This window comes from Nesterenkonia populi, assembly GCF_007994735.1.
GTDB classification, from domain to species: domain Bacteria; phylum Actinomycetota; class Actinomycetes; order Actinomycetales; family Micrococcaceae; genus Nesterenkonia; species Nesterenkonia populi.
On the sequence record NZ_VOIL01000001.1, the window covers coordinates 2,134,509 to 2,150,086 of the forward strand.

10 protein-coding genes are annotated in these 15,578 nt (G+C 64.4%); 3 read left to right on the forward strand and 7 right to left on the reverse strand.

The genetic code is table 11. The features are described 5' to 3' along the window. Nucleotides 1-6: 6 nt before the first annotated feature. Both FWJ47_RS09905 and FWJ47_RS09910 read right to left on the reverse strand, forming a co-directional pair. Nucleotides 7-1,254 carry an ATP-grasp fold amidoligase family protein gene (locus FWJ47_RS09905; protein ID WP_147107585.1) on the reverse strand — a complete coding sequence of 416 codons (1,248 nt, stop codon included), beginning with the start codon at nt 1,252-1,254 and terminating at the stop codon, nt 7-9. Then, nucleotides 1,251-3,587 (reverse strand): glycosyltransferase family 2 protein, encoded by a 2,337-nt coding sequence (locus FWJ47_RS09910; protein ID WP_170228551.1) that lies wholly within the window; start codon nt 3,585-3,587, stop codon nt 1,251-1,253. The genes FWJ47_RS09905 and FWJ47_RS09910 overlap by 4 nt, the downstream gene beginning before the upstream one ends. 711 nt (nt 3,588-4,298) lie before the next feature. Between FWJ47_RS09910 and FWJ47_RS09915 the strand changes: the two genes are divergently transcribed. Together FWJ47_RS09915 and FWJ47_RS09920 are read left to right on the forward strand one after the other, a co-directional pair. Continuing rightward, nucleotides 4,299-5,225, forward strand: coding sequence for an ABC transporter permease (locus FWJ47_RS09915; RefSeq protein WP_147107591.1), 927 nt, complete (start codon nt 4,299-4,301; stop codon nt 5,223-5,225). A gap of 7 nt (nt 5,226-5,232) precedes the next feature. Beyond that, nucleotides 5,233-6,267, forward strand: a complete 1,035-nt coding sequence (locus FWJ47_RS09920) for an ABC transporter ATP-binding protein (RefSeq protein WP_147107595.1) — start codon at nt 5,233-5,235, stop codon at nt 6,265-6,267. 75 nt (nt 6,268-6,342) lie between these two features. Here the strand turns inward: FWJ47_RS09920 and ndk are convergent, their stop codons facing one another. Genes ndk through ileS form a run of 4 tightly spaced genes read right to left on the reverse strand, consistent with a single transcriptional unit; the run spans nt 6,343 to nt 11,925 of the window. Beyond that, nucleotides 6,343-6,756, reverse strand: a complete 414-nt coding sequence (ndk, locus tag FWJ47_RS09925; RefSeq protein ID WP_147107598.1) for a nucleoside-diphosphate kinase — start codon at nt 6,754-6,756, stop codon at nt 6,343-6,345. Further along, nucleotides 6,753-7,235, reverse strand: coding sequence for a DUF4233 domain-containing protein (locus tag FWJ47_RS09930; protein ID WP_147107601.1), 483 nt, complete (start codon nt 7,233-7,235; stop codon nt 6,753-6,755). Before FWJ47_RS09930 ends, ndk begins: the two co-directional genes overlap by 4 nt. Beyond that, on the reverse strand, nt 7,235-8,647 hold the full coding sequence (locus FWJ47_RS09935; protein WP_147107604.1) for a bifunctional folylpolyglutamate synthase/dihydrofolate synthase: 1,413 nt from the start codon (nt 8,645-8,647) through the stop codon (nt 7,235-7,237). The genes FWJ47_RS09930 and FWJ47_RS09935 overlap by 1 nt, the downstream gene beginning before the upstream one ends. Next, nucleotides 8,647-11,925 (reverse strand): isoleucine--tRNA ligase, encoded by a 3,279-nt coding sequence (ileS, locus tag FWJ47_RS09940; RefSeq protein ID WP_147107607.1) that lies wholly within the window; start codon nt 11,923-11,925, stop codon nt 8,647-8,649. Before ileS ends, FWJ47_RS09935 begins: the two co-directional genes overlap by 1 nt. 285 nt (nt 11,926-12,210) lie before the next feature. Here ileS and FWJ47_RS09945 point away from each other — a divergent pair, with 285 nt between their 5' ends. Continuing rightward, nucleotides 12,211-12,918, forward strand: a complete 708-nt coding sequence (locus FWJ47_RS09945) for an MgtC/SapB family protein (protein WP_147107610.1) — start codon at nt 12,211-12,213, stop codon at nt 12,916-12,918. Nucleotides 12,919-12,927: 9 nt separating this feature from the next. Here FWJ47_RS09945 and valS read toward each other — a convergent pair whose 3' ends face one another. Continuing rightward, nucleotides 12,928-15,543, reverse strand: a complete 2,616-nt coding sequence (gene valS / locus FWJ47_RS09950; protein ID WP_147107612.1) for a valine--tRNA ligase — start codon at nt 15,541-15,543, stop codon at nt 12,928-12,930. Between the last annotated feature and the right edge of the window lie 35 nt (nt 15,544-15,578).

A 15,578-nucleotide genomic window follows, 5' to 3' on the forward strand; every position in this document is an offset into this window, starting at 1 on the left:
CCGGAGTCAGCGGCACCACTCGTTGCAGGGACGGTGAGTCCGCTCCCAAGTGTCTGGGCTCGTGCCGTTCTGCGACGTGAGAACTCCGTCATACCACCAGGTGTACTTCTTCCTTCCGTAGAGCGACCCCAACGGCCGGCCTGCGGCAAGATCCTGCTGGAGACGCACCTCTGCGCGGATCCAAGCTCGCCCCATCTTCTCGTCATGCTCCCGCCGGTACCTCTGACGACCGCCTGGGGTGGGTGTCAGCTCGCCCAGGACGAGACCCCGAGGTGTCTGGTACAGGTCGACACGAACAAACGGCATACCAGCGGCACGTGAGAGATGACGGGCGGTCTCTGAGATCTCTTCAAGGTTCTCCGGCGCAGAGATGTCAGGGTTATGGGTTCCCATCTCCGCGACCTTACCCAGGTCATCGCCCTGGGGCCCCAGGTATCGCCGCGTAAATTCCTTCCGCGACATCGACCCCTGCTCGTCCGCCTGCATGAGCAGGATCTGCTGAGGCTCCCCATACATCGTGTACACCTTGATGTCCTCGGGTACCAAAGCTCCCGTTGTGCTTTCTAAGAACTCTTCTGCGAAATAGGGACCGTGCCACTCCGCGAAACGTTCGAGGATCTCCGGTGCGGGCTTCTGGCCCTCGAAGCGGAGAAGCCCGTCCAAGGTGGTCCACCCCGACGGGGAGCGTTCAAGCACAAAAACTCCATGGCCGCTGTGACCACCGTCGGATTTGAGAACGATTCTCTGCGCGGGGATGCTGCTCAGATCGATGTCTTCCGGATCTCCCCACACCTGATGGATATTCGGGGTTGAGATCCCGTGGCTCTGGGCCAGGGCATAGTTGCGGAGCTTGTACGGCATCTGCCACATGGGAATGCCATCCAGAGTCTCTGCCTCGAATCGGAGGTCATAGAACTCCCGATACGCCGCCAGCAGGGTAAGGAACGATGGACCTTCGAGCCGCTTCTTGTCGCGCGTGTGAGCTGCCTCGGCCGCTCGAAGTTCCTCCGTACGTTCAGCGACCATCTCATTGAGCTGCGCGTGCAGGTGTCGCAGATTCTCATTCTTTTCACGGAACTTCTCCACCCGTCGGAGCGAGCGGGTCAGCCGCTGCTCCAGGCGCTGGCGCTCACTCTCGTTCCACCCGACCTTGCCCTGCAGCCGTCGAAGATCAGCCTCAAGACGGCTGATCTTCCTCTCACGCCAGGCAATTGGCGGAGCCTGCCGAGCGACTTTTGAAGCTACGCGCTTCATATCGCTGCAGCTGCTTCCGGCTCACCGGTGGAGCCCCCGCTCCGAAGCCTGTCGATATAGGGCTCCGAAGACCTGTGCTGACGCAGAAAATCCAATCCTCGCTGCTGCCGTGCAGCGTAGGCATCAACGTCCTTCCACAGTCCCTCGACTGTCCGCCGTGCCTCTCGGGGGGCGGCGTACACAGCCGCCTCTCCATACACAGGCTCGAACGAAGGATCAAGAATCACGGGAGTTCCCGCCTTCAGGGCTGCCACTACGCAGGGTTCCACCGATTCGGTCCAAGGCTGATCTGAATAGTGGACGAGGAAGTCGAGCCCTTCGATGTAGTCAAGCACTCCTTCCTCGCTCGGGTGCTCCACGAGCCACTGGTCAGGGATCCCGTCAGCTCCAACAACACCTCGCTGACGAAGCACCTCAGCGTCAGAGCGCAGGGCTACTCGCGGAGTGCCGCTCACGGGATAGGCCTGACTTCGAACCGATTTCAACGGCCAGTGCGTCTCGGTCTCCTCAACGGGCCGCCCGATCACTGGAGAACGTTCGGGGTCAGGCTGCCTCGGTTCGAGATCGGGTGCATAGGCGACGACCGAGGTCCAGTTCGTCTCCGACAGTTCCTGCGGAGGAAGCTGACTCGTGATGAACTCACGCGCCACCGCTGTCTGGGGTGCCCAAACAGGCTTCAGCCCGAAGGTCTGCAGGCAGTTCTGGCTGACCTGATCGACCGAGTAATAGCGGCCATCGCCGCCAAGCTGGGCAGGGAGCTGGTTTGCGACGGACACGATCCGGTCCGCCTGTATCTTAGACTCAAGACCAGTGGCAAGCTGCATGACGGCAGGCCAATGCAGGACCATCAGCGGAGTGGTGACAGCCCGATCCAGCGTCAGCCAGTCGAGCCTGCCTTCCAGGAAGAGCCGCTCGAGCTCGGGCACCATGCGGCGCTTGGAAGCATTCGGAGCCAGACCGTTCTGCAGAGCGAGGAAGCCGACTTTGAGCCCTGCGTCCAACGAGGCCTGGATCTCCTGCATAAGTCCCACGGTGTTGCCGCCAAGCATGCCGAACTCTGAAACGTAGATCACGTCGTAATGCGGCACATGTGATTTGTCGCGCTCGGGCAGGAAGGACGGAGGCGCCACGAACAGTCGCTTCTCCGGGTTCTTCGGCATGTAAGGCCTGGCGCCGGCACGGATATCCTGGTGCCAAGCGCCGTAGGCACGCTGGTAGATCTCGCGGTCGGGATGCCTGTATCCCAGTCCGAAGTCCGTGGAGGTCAGGTTGTCATCACCCAGAAGCGAGAAAGCCATGGGGATGGGGTCGTCCGAAATCAACTTGGTCTCGAAGACCAGCTCAAAGCGTCGTTTGTATTCGTTGTCCGCAGACTTACGAACTGCATCCCAGTAGCCCAACTTCTGCTTGACCACCTCGGTGCGGTACATGATGGACGCGAAACTCGGGTGAATCACCCGGTCGGGGCCCCACCGGACTTGGAACTTCAAGTCTTCATCCACACGAACCCACTGCACGATGTTCGCGTGCTTCTTCGGGTGCTTGATGAGGTCCTTCGCCTGACGAGCGATACGTTCAGGGTGATGCCAGTCGTCCTTGTCCGCGATGGTGACGAACTCTCCCCGAGCGATGTCGAAGGCGTCGTTGCGGACCGCGTAGGCACCCCGATTCTGCTCGCACAGCACCAGGCGAATCCGGCTGTCCTTCGCCGCCCAGGCTTCCAGCTGCTCGCGGTAAGGCGTCGGTGTGCCGTCGTCGTTCACCTGCGGAGATGCGTCGTCGATGATGATGATCTCGAGGTTCTGCCAGGACTGCCCGAGCAAAGAACGAATAGCTACGTCAGTGGCCGGATTCGGCTCATAAATGGGCATGATGACCGTGACCAGGGGCAGGTCTTTGCCTTCCACCGGCTTCACATCGCAGGCAATCTCGTAGAAGGAGGGACTCTCGGGATTTTCGAACTGCAGAGGCGCCAGTCCGTACTTGGTGAACTCCCTGCCCAAACGCGCAGTCCACTCGGAGGCCTTGTCCTTGTCGCCGGTGACGTTCGGGTTGACCGTGTTCAGACTCAGGTACCGCTGCGAATATGCACGGTCATAGTCAGGCTCGTCATAGTCGAGAACTTCACCGGCTCTGGCGCATTCCCCGTTCCAAGTCAGCAGGTCCGAGTAGTAGGAACGGTCCACCCCCTCGGTGAAGGCACGCATCCCATAGAGGTCCTCCGCGAATGAGTACATCGAGAGGCATGTAAAGAGATCCCTGTTATCGAGGCGCTGGCTGTAGAGCACCCGAGCCAAAGAGAAATACGCCGGAAGCCACAGCAGATCCTGCATCTCGGAGCGAGCTCCCAGGTCATGGGAGCGAAAACGGAGGGACTCGATCTCCCGGGTCAGCGCTCGATAGTCGAACCTCCCCGAAGTCGCGGAGAGCGCAAGAACGTCTCGAGCCCCAGTGAGACGAGTTTCTCGTGCCAAGTTGGCGAACCATTGAAGGCGACCACCGCGTCGCAGCTGGTTGGCCCAGTGAACGAGTGTGGGGTCGTTTCCGGAGACCAGACCCGCAGAGGCGGACTGCACCACGGGGGCCGGCAGATCGAAAGCATTGCCGAAGAGCCGACGTCGCGCGTTCTCGTTGCCATAGATGACAACACCGAGAAGCCCCACAACGAGTGCCACCAAGCAGGCCAGGGCCAAAGCCCAGATCTGCAGCAGAGCAGCGACAACCGCTGCCAGGGCGAAGACTGCCGCCGTGATCAGTGCGGCCTGATGGACGCGGCTCATCCCACGAACTCCCCGCTTGACCTTTCCAAGTGTGCTCAAGGTGCTGACTGTCCTCCGGCTAGGCTTGTCCGGACGCGGTCGGCTGTCCGGCGCTGGCCAGTCTAAGCGGTTTGCAACGTCGCCATGAGAGACACGCACCCGTGATCAGGCCCCAGGGGTTCTATATTGCCCGCTGATAGAATGAGGTGCGCTCTGCCGGGCGCGCACGCCCGAACGGCGAGCCGCCGCAGGGCATGAGGCAGCAGGAGAGGACGACCAGCACTTATGGCAGCTGTGACAGCTGAGGCGCCGTACACGCTCGGCGCCAAGCGAGTCGTAGAGATGGACGGCCGCAGGCTCTCCCGCGTCGGTGCCCGCCCCACCCTCCTGCAGTACATGAAGGACCTCTGGCGATTCCGCCACTTCCTCATCTACGACTCCCGAGCCCGCACGTCTTCGCAGAACAACATGGACTCGCTCGGCCGCGTCTGGATGATCATCAACCCCCTCCTGCAGGCCGCCGTCTACTTCTTCATCTTCGGCTACATCCTCGAGACCCACCGCGACGTGGTGAACTTCCTCGGATACCTCATCATCGGAGTGCTGACCTTCCGGTTCATCACCGGAGCAGTCACCAGCGGCTCCACCTCCATCGCCGGCAATCAGAGCGTCGTCCAATCGTTCAACTTCCCGCGAGCCTGCCTGCCCATCTCCACCGTCATCCGTGAGCTCTTCGCCACCGTGCCCATCTTCGTGGTCATGGCACTCATCGTCTACTTCATGGGCGACTACCAAGTCGGTGACATGGAACGAGCCGAGATCACCCTCGGATGGGACTGGCTCATCTTCTTCCCCGTGATTTTCCTCGCCCTCTTGGTCATGACCGGGCTGGGCCTGATGCTGGCTCGCCTGGTGGCCAAGTACAACGACGTCAAACACCTCATCCAGGTGGCCACGCGCCTCTGGTTCTACGCCTCCGCGGTGATCTTCAGCGTGGAACGCTTCTCGGACCTGGGCCACGACTGGATCATCACCGTGATGCACTTCAACCCCGCGTTCTGCATCCTCGACATCATCCGTGACGCCTGGCTCTACGACGGCATCGGCGAACCCTTCCGCTGGGCCGTGCTCATCGGCTGGGCCATCGGCGCGATGGTCATCGGCATGATCGTCTTCTGGCGCGGCGAAGAGACCTACGGACGGGAGCGCTGAAACCCCCATGACAGCATCCGCCTACACCCCCCGCCGCGCCAACTGGCTCACCTCCCCCGAAGCCGAAGGGCTCGACACCGACCCCGAGATCCTCACTGACGGGTTCGGCGACATCGAAGAGATCGCCTGGGACGACGCCCCCCTCACTCACAGCGCACCCGTCGTCGAGACCGTCGACCCCGAGAACGTCTCCGTCGCCGTCGACGGCGCCTCCAAGACCTACCGCGTCCGCTCCAGCAACGAATACCTCAAAGAGAAGCACAAGGCCGCCCGCCAGGTGAAGAGAGTCCTCGGCTCCGGCTGGCTCGAAGTCCCCGCTCTGCAGCCCGTCAGCTTTGTGGTCAACCGCGGCGAAACCGTCGGCGTGATCGGCACCAACGGGTCAGGAAAGTCCACCCTGATGAAGCTGCTCACCGGAAAAATCCGTCCCACCGACGGAGAGGTCTACGCCACCTCCACCCCCGTGATGCTCGGCGTCAACGCCGCCCTCGTCAAAGAAATCTCCGGACGAGAGAACATCCGCCTCGGCTGCCTCGCCATGGGCCTCTCCCCCAAAGAGACGCAAGACCGCTTCCCCCTGATCGTAGAGATCTCCGGACTCCAGGATTCTCTCGACATGCCCCTGAAGGCATACTCCTCCGGCATGGCTTCCCGGCTGCAGTTCGCCATCGCCACCGCCGTGGACCCCGACATTCTCCTCATCGACGAAGCCCTCAACACCGGCGACGCCAAATTCCGGGCACGCACCAAAGAACGGCTCGACGAAGTCCGTGAACAGGCCGGCTGCGTCTTCCTCGTCTCCCACTCCCTCGGCACCATCAAACAGATGTGCACCCGAGTGCTGTGGATAGAGCAGGGCCAGCTCCTCGCCGACGGCGACCCCGAATGGGTCTGCTCCCAGTACCAGGAGTACACCGACCATTCCTCCAACGGGCGACGCCGCTCAGCGCAGATCGTCTACGACCGCACCCTGCTGAAGCTCTCCCCCGTCCAGGTCGAATTCGCCGACGGCACGCGCCCCAAAAAAGCAGCGCCCGCCTGAGCCTGAGCCTCCCCGCGGGAGGCCCTGACCAAACGGGCGCTGGAAGCTGCTCAGCTCAGCTGAGGCCGGAGGCTCTCAGCCGAACCAGATGCTGATCTCGCGCTCCGCAGACTCCGGGGAATCCGAGCCGTGGACGAGATTCTTCTGAACCTTCTCCCCCCAGTCGCGGCCCAAGTCACCACGAATGGTTCCCGGAGCCGCCGCCGTGGGGTCGGAGACGCCGCAGAGGGAGCGGAAGCCGGCGATGACGCCCTCACCCTCCACCACGGCGGCCACGATGGGGCCGGAGAGCATGAAGTCCACCAGCGGCTGGAAGAAGGGCTTGCCCTCGTGCTCCGCGTAGTGCTCGGCGAGCTGCGCCGGGGTGGCGGTCAGCTTCGTCAGCTCTGCGATTCGGTAGCCCTTAGCCTCGATACGGCGCAGGACCTCACCGGTCAGGCCACGCTCCACACCATCGGGCTTGATGAGCACCAAAGTCTGTTCGCTCATGAATCCTTCTCCTCACGTTCGGCGGCCAGTTCTTCTTCCAGCCTGTATCTTTCCATCTTTTCAACGTCCAGCTTGGCGCCGGTTCTCACCGCATACCACCAGCAGGCCAGGAACCCTAACCCCGGGATCAGCGCCAGCGGAACCCACAGGCCGTACTCGGTGATCAGGGCGGTCCAGAGGAACGCTGAGATCATCACAAACTGCAGCACCCAGCCGATCATGTAGCCGATCGGCCTGCTCAGCAGGGCGCACGTCAGCACCAGCACCACAGCGATCGCGAACGATCCGCCCAGCAGCCACCAGGCGTACCAGTCGTGCTGGTTCAGCCCCCAGGCGGCCAGCCCGAAGAACAGCATCAGGCATGCCTCCAGGCACAGCACCGAGGAGGCGAAGAGCGTCTTGACCGAACGGGGAGGCTGAACCTGGCCCGGCCGCCACTCCCGCTGAGCCTTCGTGAGGCGACGGTTCCTCTGAGCCATCAGCTGTCCTTCCGCAGTCGGTCGTCCTCAGCGCCCAGCAGGGTGCGAGCCTCTCCCACCAGGGTGATCGACCCGGTGATGAGCACTCCCCCGCTGACCGTGGCACCGTCCTCATCCACACGGGCAACAGCCCAGTCGATTGCCTCGTCCAGGCGCTCCGTGGTGTGCAGGTCCTCCTCCCGGAAGCCGGCATCAGCCGCCATCGAGACCAGCTCCTCAGCCGGGACCGCGCGCGGCGAGACCGACTGGGTGAAGCAGATCTCACTGACCAGATCCTCGTACTGCTCGTACAGGGTGGTCATCATCGCCCGGACGTCCTTCTCCTGAAGAATGCCGACGACGAGCACCAGCTTGTCCAGTCCGAAGCTCTCCTTCAGCGCCAGAGCGGACGCCTCAAGACCGGCTGGGTTGTGCGCAGCATCAGCGATGATCGCCGGGCCCGTGCGCAGCGTCTCAAGCCGGCCGGGGCTGGTGATGTGCTCACAGGCCAGCTGCAGGTTCTCCATATTCAGCTCCTGCTCCCCGCCCCCGATGAGCGCCTCCAGGGCGGCCACTGCCAAAGCGAAGTTCTCCGCCTGGTGAGCGCCGTGCAGCGCCAGCAGCAGCTCCGGGTAGCGTCCAGCGATCCCCTGGACGGTGACCTGCTGGCCTCCCACACCCGGCAGTCTGGACTCCACACCGAATTCCACGCCCTCGAACCGGAACGGCACGTCCGCCTCCCGTGCGGCCTCCAGCAGCACATCGGCCGCCTCAGGCACCTGGGCAGCCGAGATCAGGAACCCGCCGGGCTTGATGATCCCGGCCTTCTCCAAGGCGATGTCATGCTCGGAGTCCCCCAGCATCTCGGTGTGGTCCAGGCTGATCGGGGTGACGACCTGCACCTGGCCCTCCACCACATTAGTGGCGTCCCAGGCGCCGCCCAGGCCCACCTCCAGGACCATGACATCCACCGGCTCATCGGCGAACACCGCGAAGGCCAGCACCGTCAGGCATTCGAACAGCGTCAGCGGCGCCTCGCCCTCGGCGGTCAGCTTCTCATCGACCATCCCGATGTAAGGGCGGATCTCGTCCCAGATCCGCACGAACGTCTCATCCGAGACCGGCACGCCGTCGATGCTGATCCGTTCCGTCACCGCCCCCATATGCGGGGAGCCGTACCGGCCGGTGCGGAGGTCATGGGCCAGCAGGCCCGCCTCGATCATCCGGGCCGTGGAGGTCTTCCCGTTGGTGCCGGTGATGTGGATGGCCGGAGCGGAGCGCTCCGGGTTCCCCAGCACATCCATGGCCATGCGCACCGGCTCCAGCCGAGGGTGCGTCTGGTTCTCTGGTGCACGGGCGAGCATCTCCGCGTAGACGGAGGCCACGGAGAACTGGTCGAACGGCTCTCCAGGGGTCAAAGAATTCTCGGGCATCAGCTGCTCTCCACTACGACGACGTCGGCTTTCGGCTCCTCGGCGGCCGGGTCCTCCACCAGGTCAAGATCCACGGTGAGGGTGTCCTCGGTGACCAGCTCCGCGTGCTCATCCACCGCAGAGATGATCTCTGGGGCGGCGACGAGCACGGTGCGGATCCGGTCTGAGACGTTCAGGCCGGCATCCTTGCGGGCCGCCTGAACGATGCGGATCACGTCACGGGCGGTTCCCTCGGCGACCAGCTCGTCGGTCAGCTCAGTGTCCAGCACCAGGAAACCGGCGTCGAGGGTGGTGACCGTCCTGTCCCCCGCCTCTTCGGAAACCGTGGTGGTCAGCTCGTACTCGCCTTCCTGCAGCTGCAGCCCGCCGGCAGTCACCGCACCGTCCTGCACAGACCAGTCACCGGACTTCGCACCCTTGATGGCGTGCTGAACATCCTTGCCCAGGCGGGGCCCGGCGGCGCGCGCGTTGACCACCAGCTGCCGGCCGATCCCGAAGTCGGACTCCTCGGTCTCGGCGGCCTCCAGCAGATCCACAGCCTTCAGATTCAGCTCCTCGGCGATGATCTCCTGATAGGTGCCTGAGAGCTGATCGGCACCGGGCACCACCACGGTGAGCCTCTTCAGCGGCTGGCGCACCCGGATCTTCGCCTGCTTGCGCAGCGCGGAGCCGGCAGAGGTGATCGCGCGGGTGCGCTCCATGCGCTCCACGGCCTGCTCGTCCCGCAGATAGTCCTCCGGGTTGGGCCAGTCCGTCAGGTGCACGGAGCGCCCGCCGGTCAGGCCGCGCCAGATCTCCTCAGACACCAGCGGCAGCATCGGCGCCGCCACCCTGGTGAAGGTCTCCAAGACGGTGCAGAGCACATCATAGGCGGTGCGGTCCTCCGCGTAGAACCGTGCACGGGAGCGACGGATGTACCAGTTGGTCAGGGTCTCCGCGAACCGGCGCAGCGCCTCCGCCGCCTCCGCGATCGCGAACTCATCCAGCGCCTCAGTGACCTCACGGACCAGGTCCCCGGCGGCGGCGAGGATGTAGTGGTCCAGGGGGTTCTCGACGTCCTCTGCCCTCACCGTCTTCGCCTGGTATCCCCTGCCGCCATCAGCGGTGTTGGCGTACAGGGCGAAGAAGTGCCAGGCGTTCCACATCGGCAGCAGCACCTGGCGGACGCCCTCACGGATGCCCTCCTCCGTGACGATGAGGTTGCCGCCGCGCAGGATCGGCGAGCTCATCAGGAACCAGCGCATCGCATCCGAGCCGTCCCGATCGAACACCTCGTTGACATCCGGGTAGTTCTGCAGCGACTTGGACATCTTCTGCCCGTCCGAGCCGAGCACAATCCCGTGGCTGATCACATTGGTGAACGCAGGCCGGTCGAACAGGGCAGCAGCCAGGACGTGCATGGTGTAGAACCAGCCGCGAGTCTGGCCGATGTACTCCACGATGAAGTCAGCCGGGTGATGGCCCTCGAACCAGTCAGCATTCTCGAACGGGTAGTGCACCTGAGCGAACTGCATCGACCCTGAGTCGAACCAGACATCGAGGACGTCCTCCACGCGGACCATCCTGGACTTTCCGGTGGGGTCGTCCGGGTTGGGGCGGGTGAGGCTGTCGATCCAGGGGCGGTGCAGGTCCGGCTCGCCCGCGGCATTGCGCGGATAGTCGCCGAAGGCATCCTTGAGCTCGTCCAAGGACCCGTAGACCTCCGTGCGGGGGTAGTTGGGGTCGTCGGAGACCCACACCGGGATGGGGCTGCCCCAGTACCGGTTGCGGCTGATCGACCAGTCGCGCGCGTTCTCCAGCCACTTGCCGAACTGGCCGTGCTTCACGTTCTCCGGGATCCAGTTGATCTGCTCATTGAGCTCAACCATCCGGTCCTTGAACTGGGTGACTGCCACATACCAGGAGGTCACCGCCTTGTAGATCAGCGGGGTCCGGCATCGCCAGCAGTGCGGGTAGGAGTGCACATAGGACTTCTCCTGCACCAGCCGGCCGTCGGCCTTCAGCCGGTTGATGATGGTGCGGTTGGCGTCGAAGACCTGCTTCCCAGCGATCTCTGCCAGGGGCGCGTCGCCCGACGGCGTGGGCTCGGCGAACATCGGCAGGAACTTGGCGCCGGAGTCCACGGAGAGGATGACAGGGATTCCCGCCTCCTCTGAGGACCGCTGGTCCTCCTCACCGTAGGCGGAGGCCTGGTGGACCAGACCGGTTCCGTCGGTGGTGGTGACGTAGTCCTCCACGAGCACCTGGAATGCCTGCTCGGTGCCCCACTTCTCAGCGTCGGCGTAGTACCCCCAGAGGGGCTTGTACCGCAGCCCGGCCAGCTGCTTCCCGCGGTAGGTGCCGACGACGGCGCTGGCCGCCTGCTCTGCCGCGGCCGCCTCCTCAGAGGCAGCGAACCCCAGGTCCTCGGCGTAGTCGGCGAGCAGGTCCTTCGCCAGCATCACCCTGCCGGGCACCGGGCTCGCAGAAGGAGCCTCTACGACGACGTACTCCACCTCCGGCCCCACGGCCACAGAGAAGTTGGTGGGCAGGGTCCAGGGGGTGGTGGTCCAGGCGAGCAGGTTCACTCCGATGAGCTCCTCAGGGCCCTCGGTGATGGGGAACGCGACGGTGACGGAAGGGTCCTGGCGGTCCTGGTAGACCTCGTCGTCCATGCGCAGCTCATGGTTGGACAGCGGGGTCTCGTCCTTCCAGCAGTACGGCAGCACCCGGAACCCCTGGTAGGTGAGACCCTTTTCGTGCAGCTGCTTGAACGCCCAGATGACCGACTCCATGAACTCGACATTCAGGGTCCTGTAGTCGTTCTCGAAGTCCACCCAGCGGGCCTGGCGAGACACGTAGTCCTCCCACTCGCGGGTGAACTTCAGCACGTTGGACCGGCACGCGTCGTTGAACCTGTCGATGCCCATCGACTCGATCTCGGCCTTGTCCGTCATGCCGAGCTCCTTCATCGCGGAGAGCTCGGCGGGCAGGCCGTGGGTGTCCCAGCCGAACCGGCGCTCGACCTTCTGGCCGCGCATGGTTCGGTAGCGCGGGATCAGGTCCTTGGCGTAGCCGGTCAGCAGGTGCCCGTAGTGGGGCAGGCCGTTGGCGAACGGCGGCCCGTCGTAGAAGACGAACTCCTCGCCCTGACGCTGCTCCACGGACGCTTTGAAGGTGCCGTCGGATTCCCAGTGCTTGAGGATCCGCTCCTCAATCTCGGGGAAGCGCACAGAGGTGGGAACCTCACGCTTCTCACCAGAGGAAGCACGAGGGTAGACGGGAGAAGTCTCAGTCATGGAGTCCATCCTGCTCGGGGCCGAACACGGTACGTATCTGCACTTGCCGCAAGGACGCTGACGCGCGGTACCACCTTGCTTGCACGCACCGACTCAGACGGCGTCGTGCCTCTCCATGACTGCTGTGACGGGCTTACCCGTCCGGGTCTACTCAGCTCCGCACGACGTCGTCGCACTGAGGCTTTTCTTCCGGATGCTCCCCGGTGATAGCCGGATCATCACGATTCAGGCCCCAAGTCTACTAGAGGCCTTGTGCACCTTCCTCCCAGCTTCTAGCGTCAAGGCATGGAGATTGAGCTGATCGGCGACACTGCGGCTGAGGAGACGCTGCTGCTGGTCAGCGCCTTCGTGCTCTCCGCCGTGATCGGCGTGGAGCGCGAGGTCCGACAGAAGTCGGCCGGGGCGCGCACGCACATCCTGGTGGGGCTCGGTTCGGCGCTGTTCACGCTGGTCTCCGCCTACGGCTTCGCCCACATCCTCGAAGAGGGCGTGATCCTGGACCCCTCACGCATTGCCGCACAGATCGTCTCGGGCATCGGCTTCATCGGTGCCGGGGTGATCTTTGTGCGCCAGAACATCGTCTCGGGCCTCACCACAGCCGGATCGATCTGGGTGACTGCCGCGGTGGGGATGGCGTGCGGGGCCGGAATGCCGCTGATCGCCGCCGTCACCGTGGTGCTCCACCTTCTGGCGATGACGATTGTGACGCGGCTGGTGCGCCGGCTCCCCCAGCACGGCCGCACCCAGCGCTTCGACGTCCGCTACAGGGACGGACGCGGAATCCTCCGGGAGATTCTGCGAGCCGCCTCAGAGCTGGGCTATGAGACCGGGCTCTCCCAGACCAAGCGGGAGGACTCCGAAGACGGCCCCGTGGTGGAGGCCACCATGACTTTCAGCCGTCCGCAGCACCAGCCGCCCTCTGTCCTGATGCAGGCCCTGACCGAGCTCGACGGCGTGGTGGAGGTCCGAGCGGTCAACCCCGAGCTGGAATAAGGGCAGCGCCTACCCCTCGGGGGCGGCGTACTCCGCCTGAGTGAGCTCCGGGGACTCTCCCCCGGCGGCCAGGATCAGCTGCTCCGCCTTGGCGGCGGACTTCAGGTCCTCCACGGCAGACTCCACCCGGGGCAGCTGCGCCGGGGGAAGCACCAGTGTGCCAGCCGTGATCGGGGTGCGCTGCTTCACCTGAGCCTCAGACTTCCCGCGGCGCACCGCCGCCAGTGCATCCGCCACCGCGCTGAGGGTCTCGGCTTCGCCAGCTGCGGCCTCCAAGCCGTCTGCAGCGGGCCACTCAGCGGCGTGCACCGAGCCGGCACGCCACCATCGCCACACCTCATCCGTCGCGAACGGCAGAACCGGAGCAAACAGACGCAGGACCGTATCCAGGGTGGTCGCAAGGGTCGCGCGGACCGACGCCTGCGCCTCCTCACCCTGGCCGCCGTAGGCACGGTCCTTCACCAGCTCCACATAATCGTCGGTGAACTGCCAGAAGAAGCTCTCCGTCATCTGCAATGCCCGGGCGTAGTCGTACTCCTCGAAGCGGGCCGTGGCATCCTCCACGAGCTTCTGCAGCCGATCCAGCAGCGCCCTGTCCAAAGGCTGTGTCACCGCAGCCGCGGAGGCAGCATCATAGACGATGTGCTCCTCCGTGACGCCCATCCCGAACGCGAACTTCGAGGCGTTCAGCAGCTTGATCGCCAGACGGCGACCGATCTTGAACTGCCCCTCCTCATACGCAGTGTCCGCACCGAGCTTGGCGCTCGCCGCCCAATACCGGACCGCGTCAGTGCCGAAACGCTCAAGGATCTCGTCCGGAACCACCACGTTGCCCTTGGACTTGGACATCTTCTTACGGTCCGGATCCAGGATCCACCCGGAAATCGCAGTATTCTCCCACGGCACCGACTCGTGCAGAGAGTGTGCACGCACCACAGTGGAGAACAGCCAGGTGCGGATGATGTCATGACCCTGCGGCCGCAGGTCATACGGGAAGACCGAGGTGAAGAATTCGTTGTCCCGCTCCCACTTGCCCGCGATCTGCGGGGTCAGCGACGACGTCGCCCACGTGTCCAGCACGTCCTGCTCGCCGACGAAGCCGCCCGGCACGCCGCGCATGTCCTCGGTGAGCCCAGGAGCGGCGTCCGACGACGGGTCAACCGGAAGCTGGTCCTCGCTCGGCAGGATCGGAACGTCATAATCCGGCTCACCCTCATCATCCAAGCGGTACCAGACGGGGATCGGAACCCCGAAGAATCGCTGGCGGGAGATCAGCCAGTCGCCGTTGAGGCCCTCCACCCAGTTCTCGTACCGGGAGCGCATGAAGCCGGGGTGCCAGTCCATCTGCTGGCCGCGCTGGACCAGCTCGTCCCGGCGCTCAGCGTCACGGCCACCGTTGCGGATGTACCACTGGCGGGACGTGACCACCTCGAGGGGCTTATCGCCCTTCTCGTAGAAATGGACCGCGTGAGTGATCTGCTTCGGCTCGCCGTCGAGCAGGCCCTGCTCCCGCAGCATCTCGAGCACAGCCTCCTTGGCGGAGTGCACCGTCTTGCCGGCCAGTTGCTCATAGCGCTCCTGCCCCTCCGCGGAGATGATCCAGTCCGGGACCTCCCGGCCGAAACGACCGTCACGGCCGATCAGAGCCCGGGCGGGAAGCTGCAGCTCACGCCACCAGGTGACATCAGTCATGTCTCCGAAGGTGCAGATCATCGCGATGCCTGAGCCCTTCTCAGGGTCCGCCAGCCGGTGGGCCTTCACTTCCACCTCCACGCCGAACAGCGGGGAGGTCACCGTGGTGCCGAAGAGCCCCTGGTAGCGCTCATCCTCAGGGTGGGCGACCAGAGCCACGCAGGAGGGCAGCAGCTCCGGGCGGGTGGTCTCAATGAAGACCTCCTCACCCTCAGGGGTGGTGAAGGGAAAGCGGTGGTAGGCCCCCGGACGCTCCTTGGCCTCCAGCTCAGCCTGCGCCACTGCGGTGCGGAAGGTGATGTCCCACAGGGTGGGGGCCTCAGCGGTGTACGCGTTGCCGGAGTTCACATCCCGCAGGAATGCGCGCTGGCTGGCCGCGCGCGAGTCGTCGTCGATGGTGCGGTAGGTCTGCCGCCAGTCCACAGACAGGCCCAGTCGGGTGAACAGGTCCTCAAAGACCTTCTCGTCCTCGACGGTGAGCTTCTCGCAGAGCTCGATGAAGTTCCGACGGCTGATCGCATCCCAGTCCCGCTGATTCTTCGCGGGCTTCTCAGGCGGGGTGTAATCCGGCTCGTACGGCTGCGAAGGGTCGCACCGCACTCCGTAGTAGTTCTGCACCCGGCGCTCAGTGGGCAGGCCGTTGTCGTCCCAGCCCAACGGGTAGAACACCTTCTTGCCCCGCATCCGCTGGAAACGGGCCACCACGTCCGTCTGCGTGTAGGAGAACATGTGCCCCACGTGCAGAGAGCCCGAGGCCGTCGGCGGCGGCGTATCGATTGAGTAGACCTGCTCACGGCTGGCCGACTCATCGAAGTGGTAGAGCCTCTCGGCCTGCCACGCCTCATTCAGCTTGGCCTCCAGGCCTTCCAGCGCGGGCTTCTCAGGGACAGCGGGGGCGATGGGCGAGTCCGTGCCCAGGAAGTTCTCAGACATGATCCTCAGTCTCTCACGCAGGACGCATCCCCGCG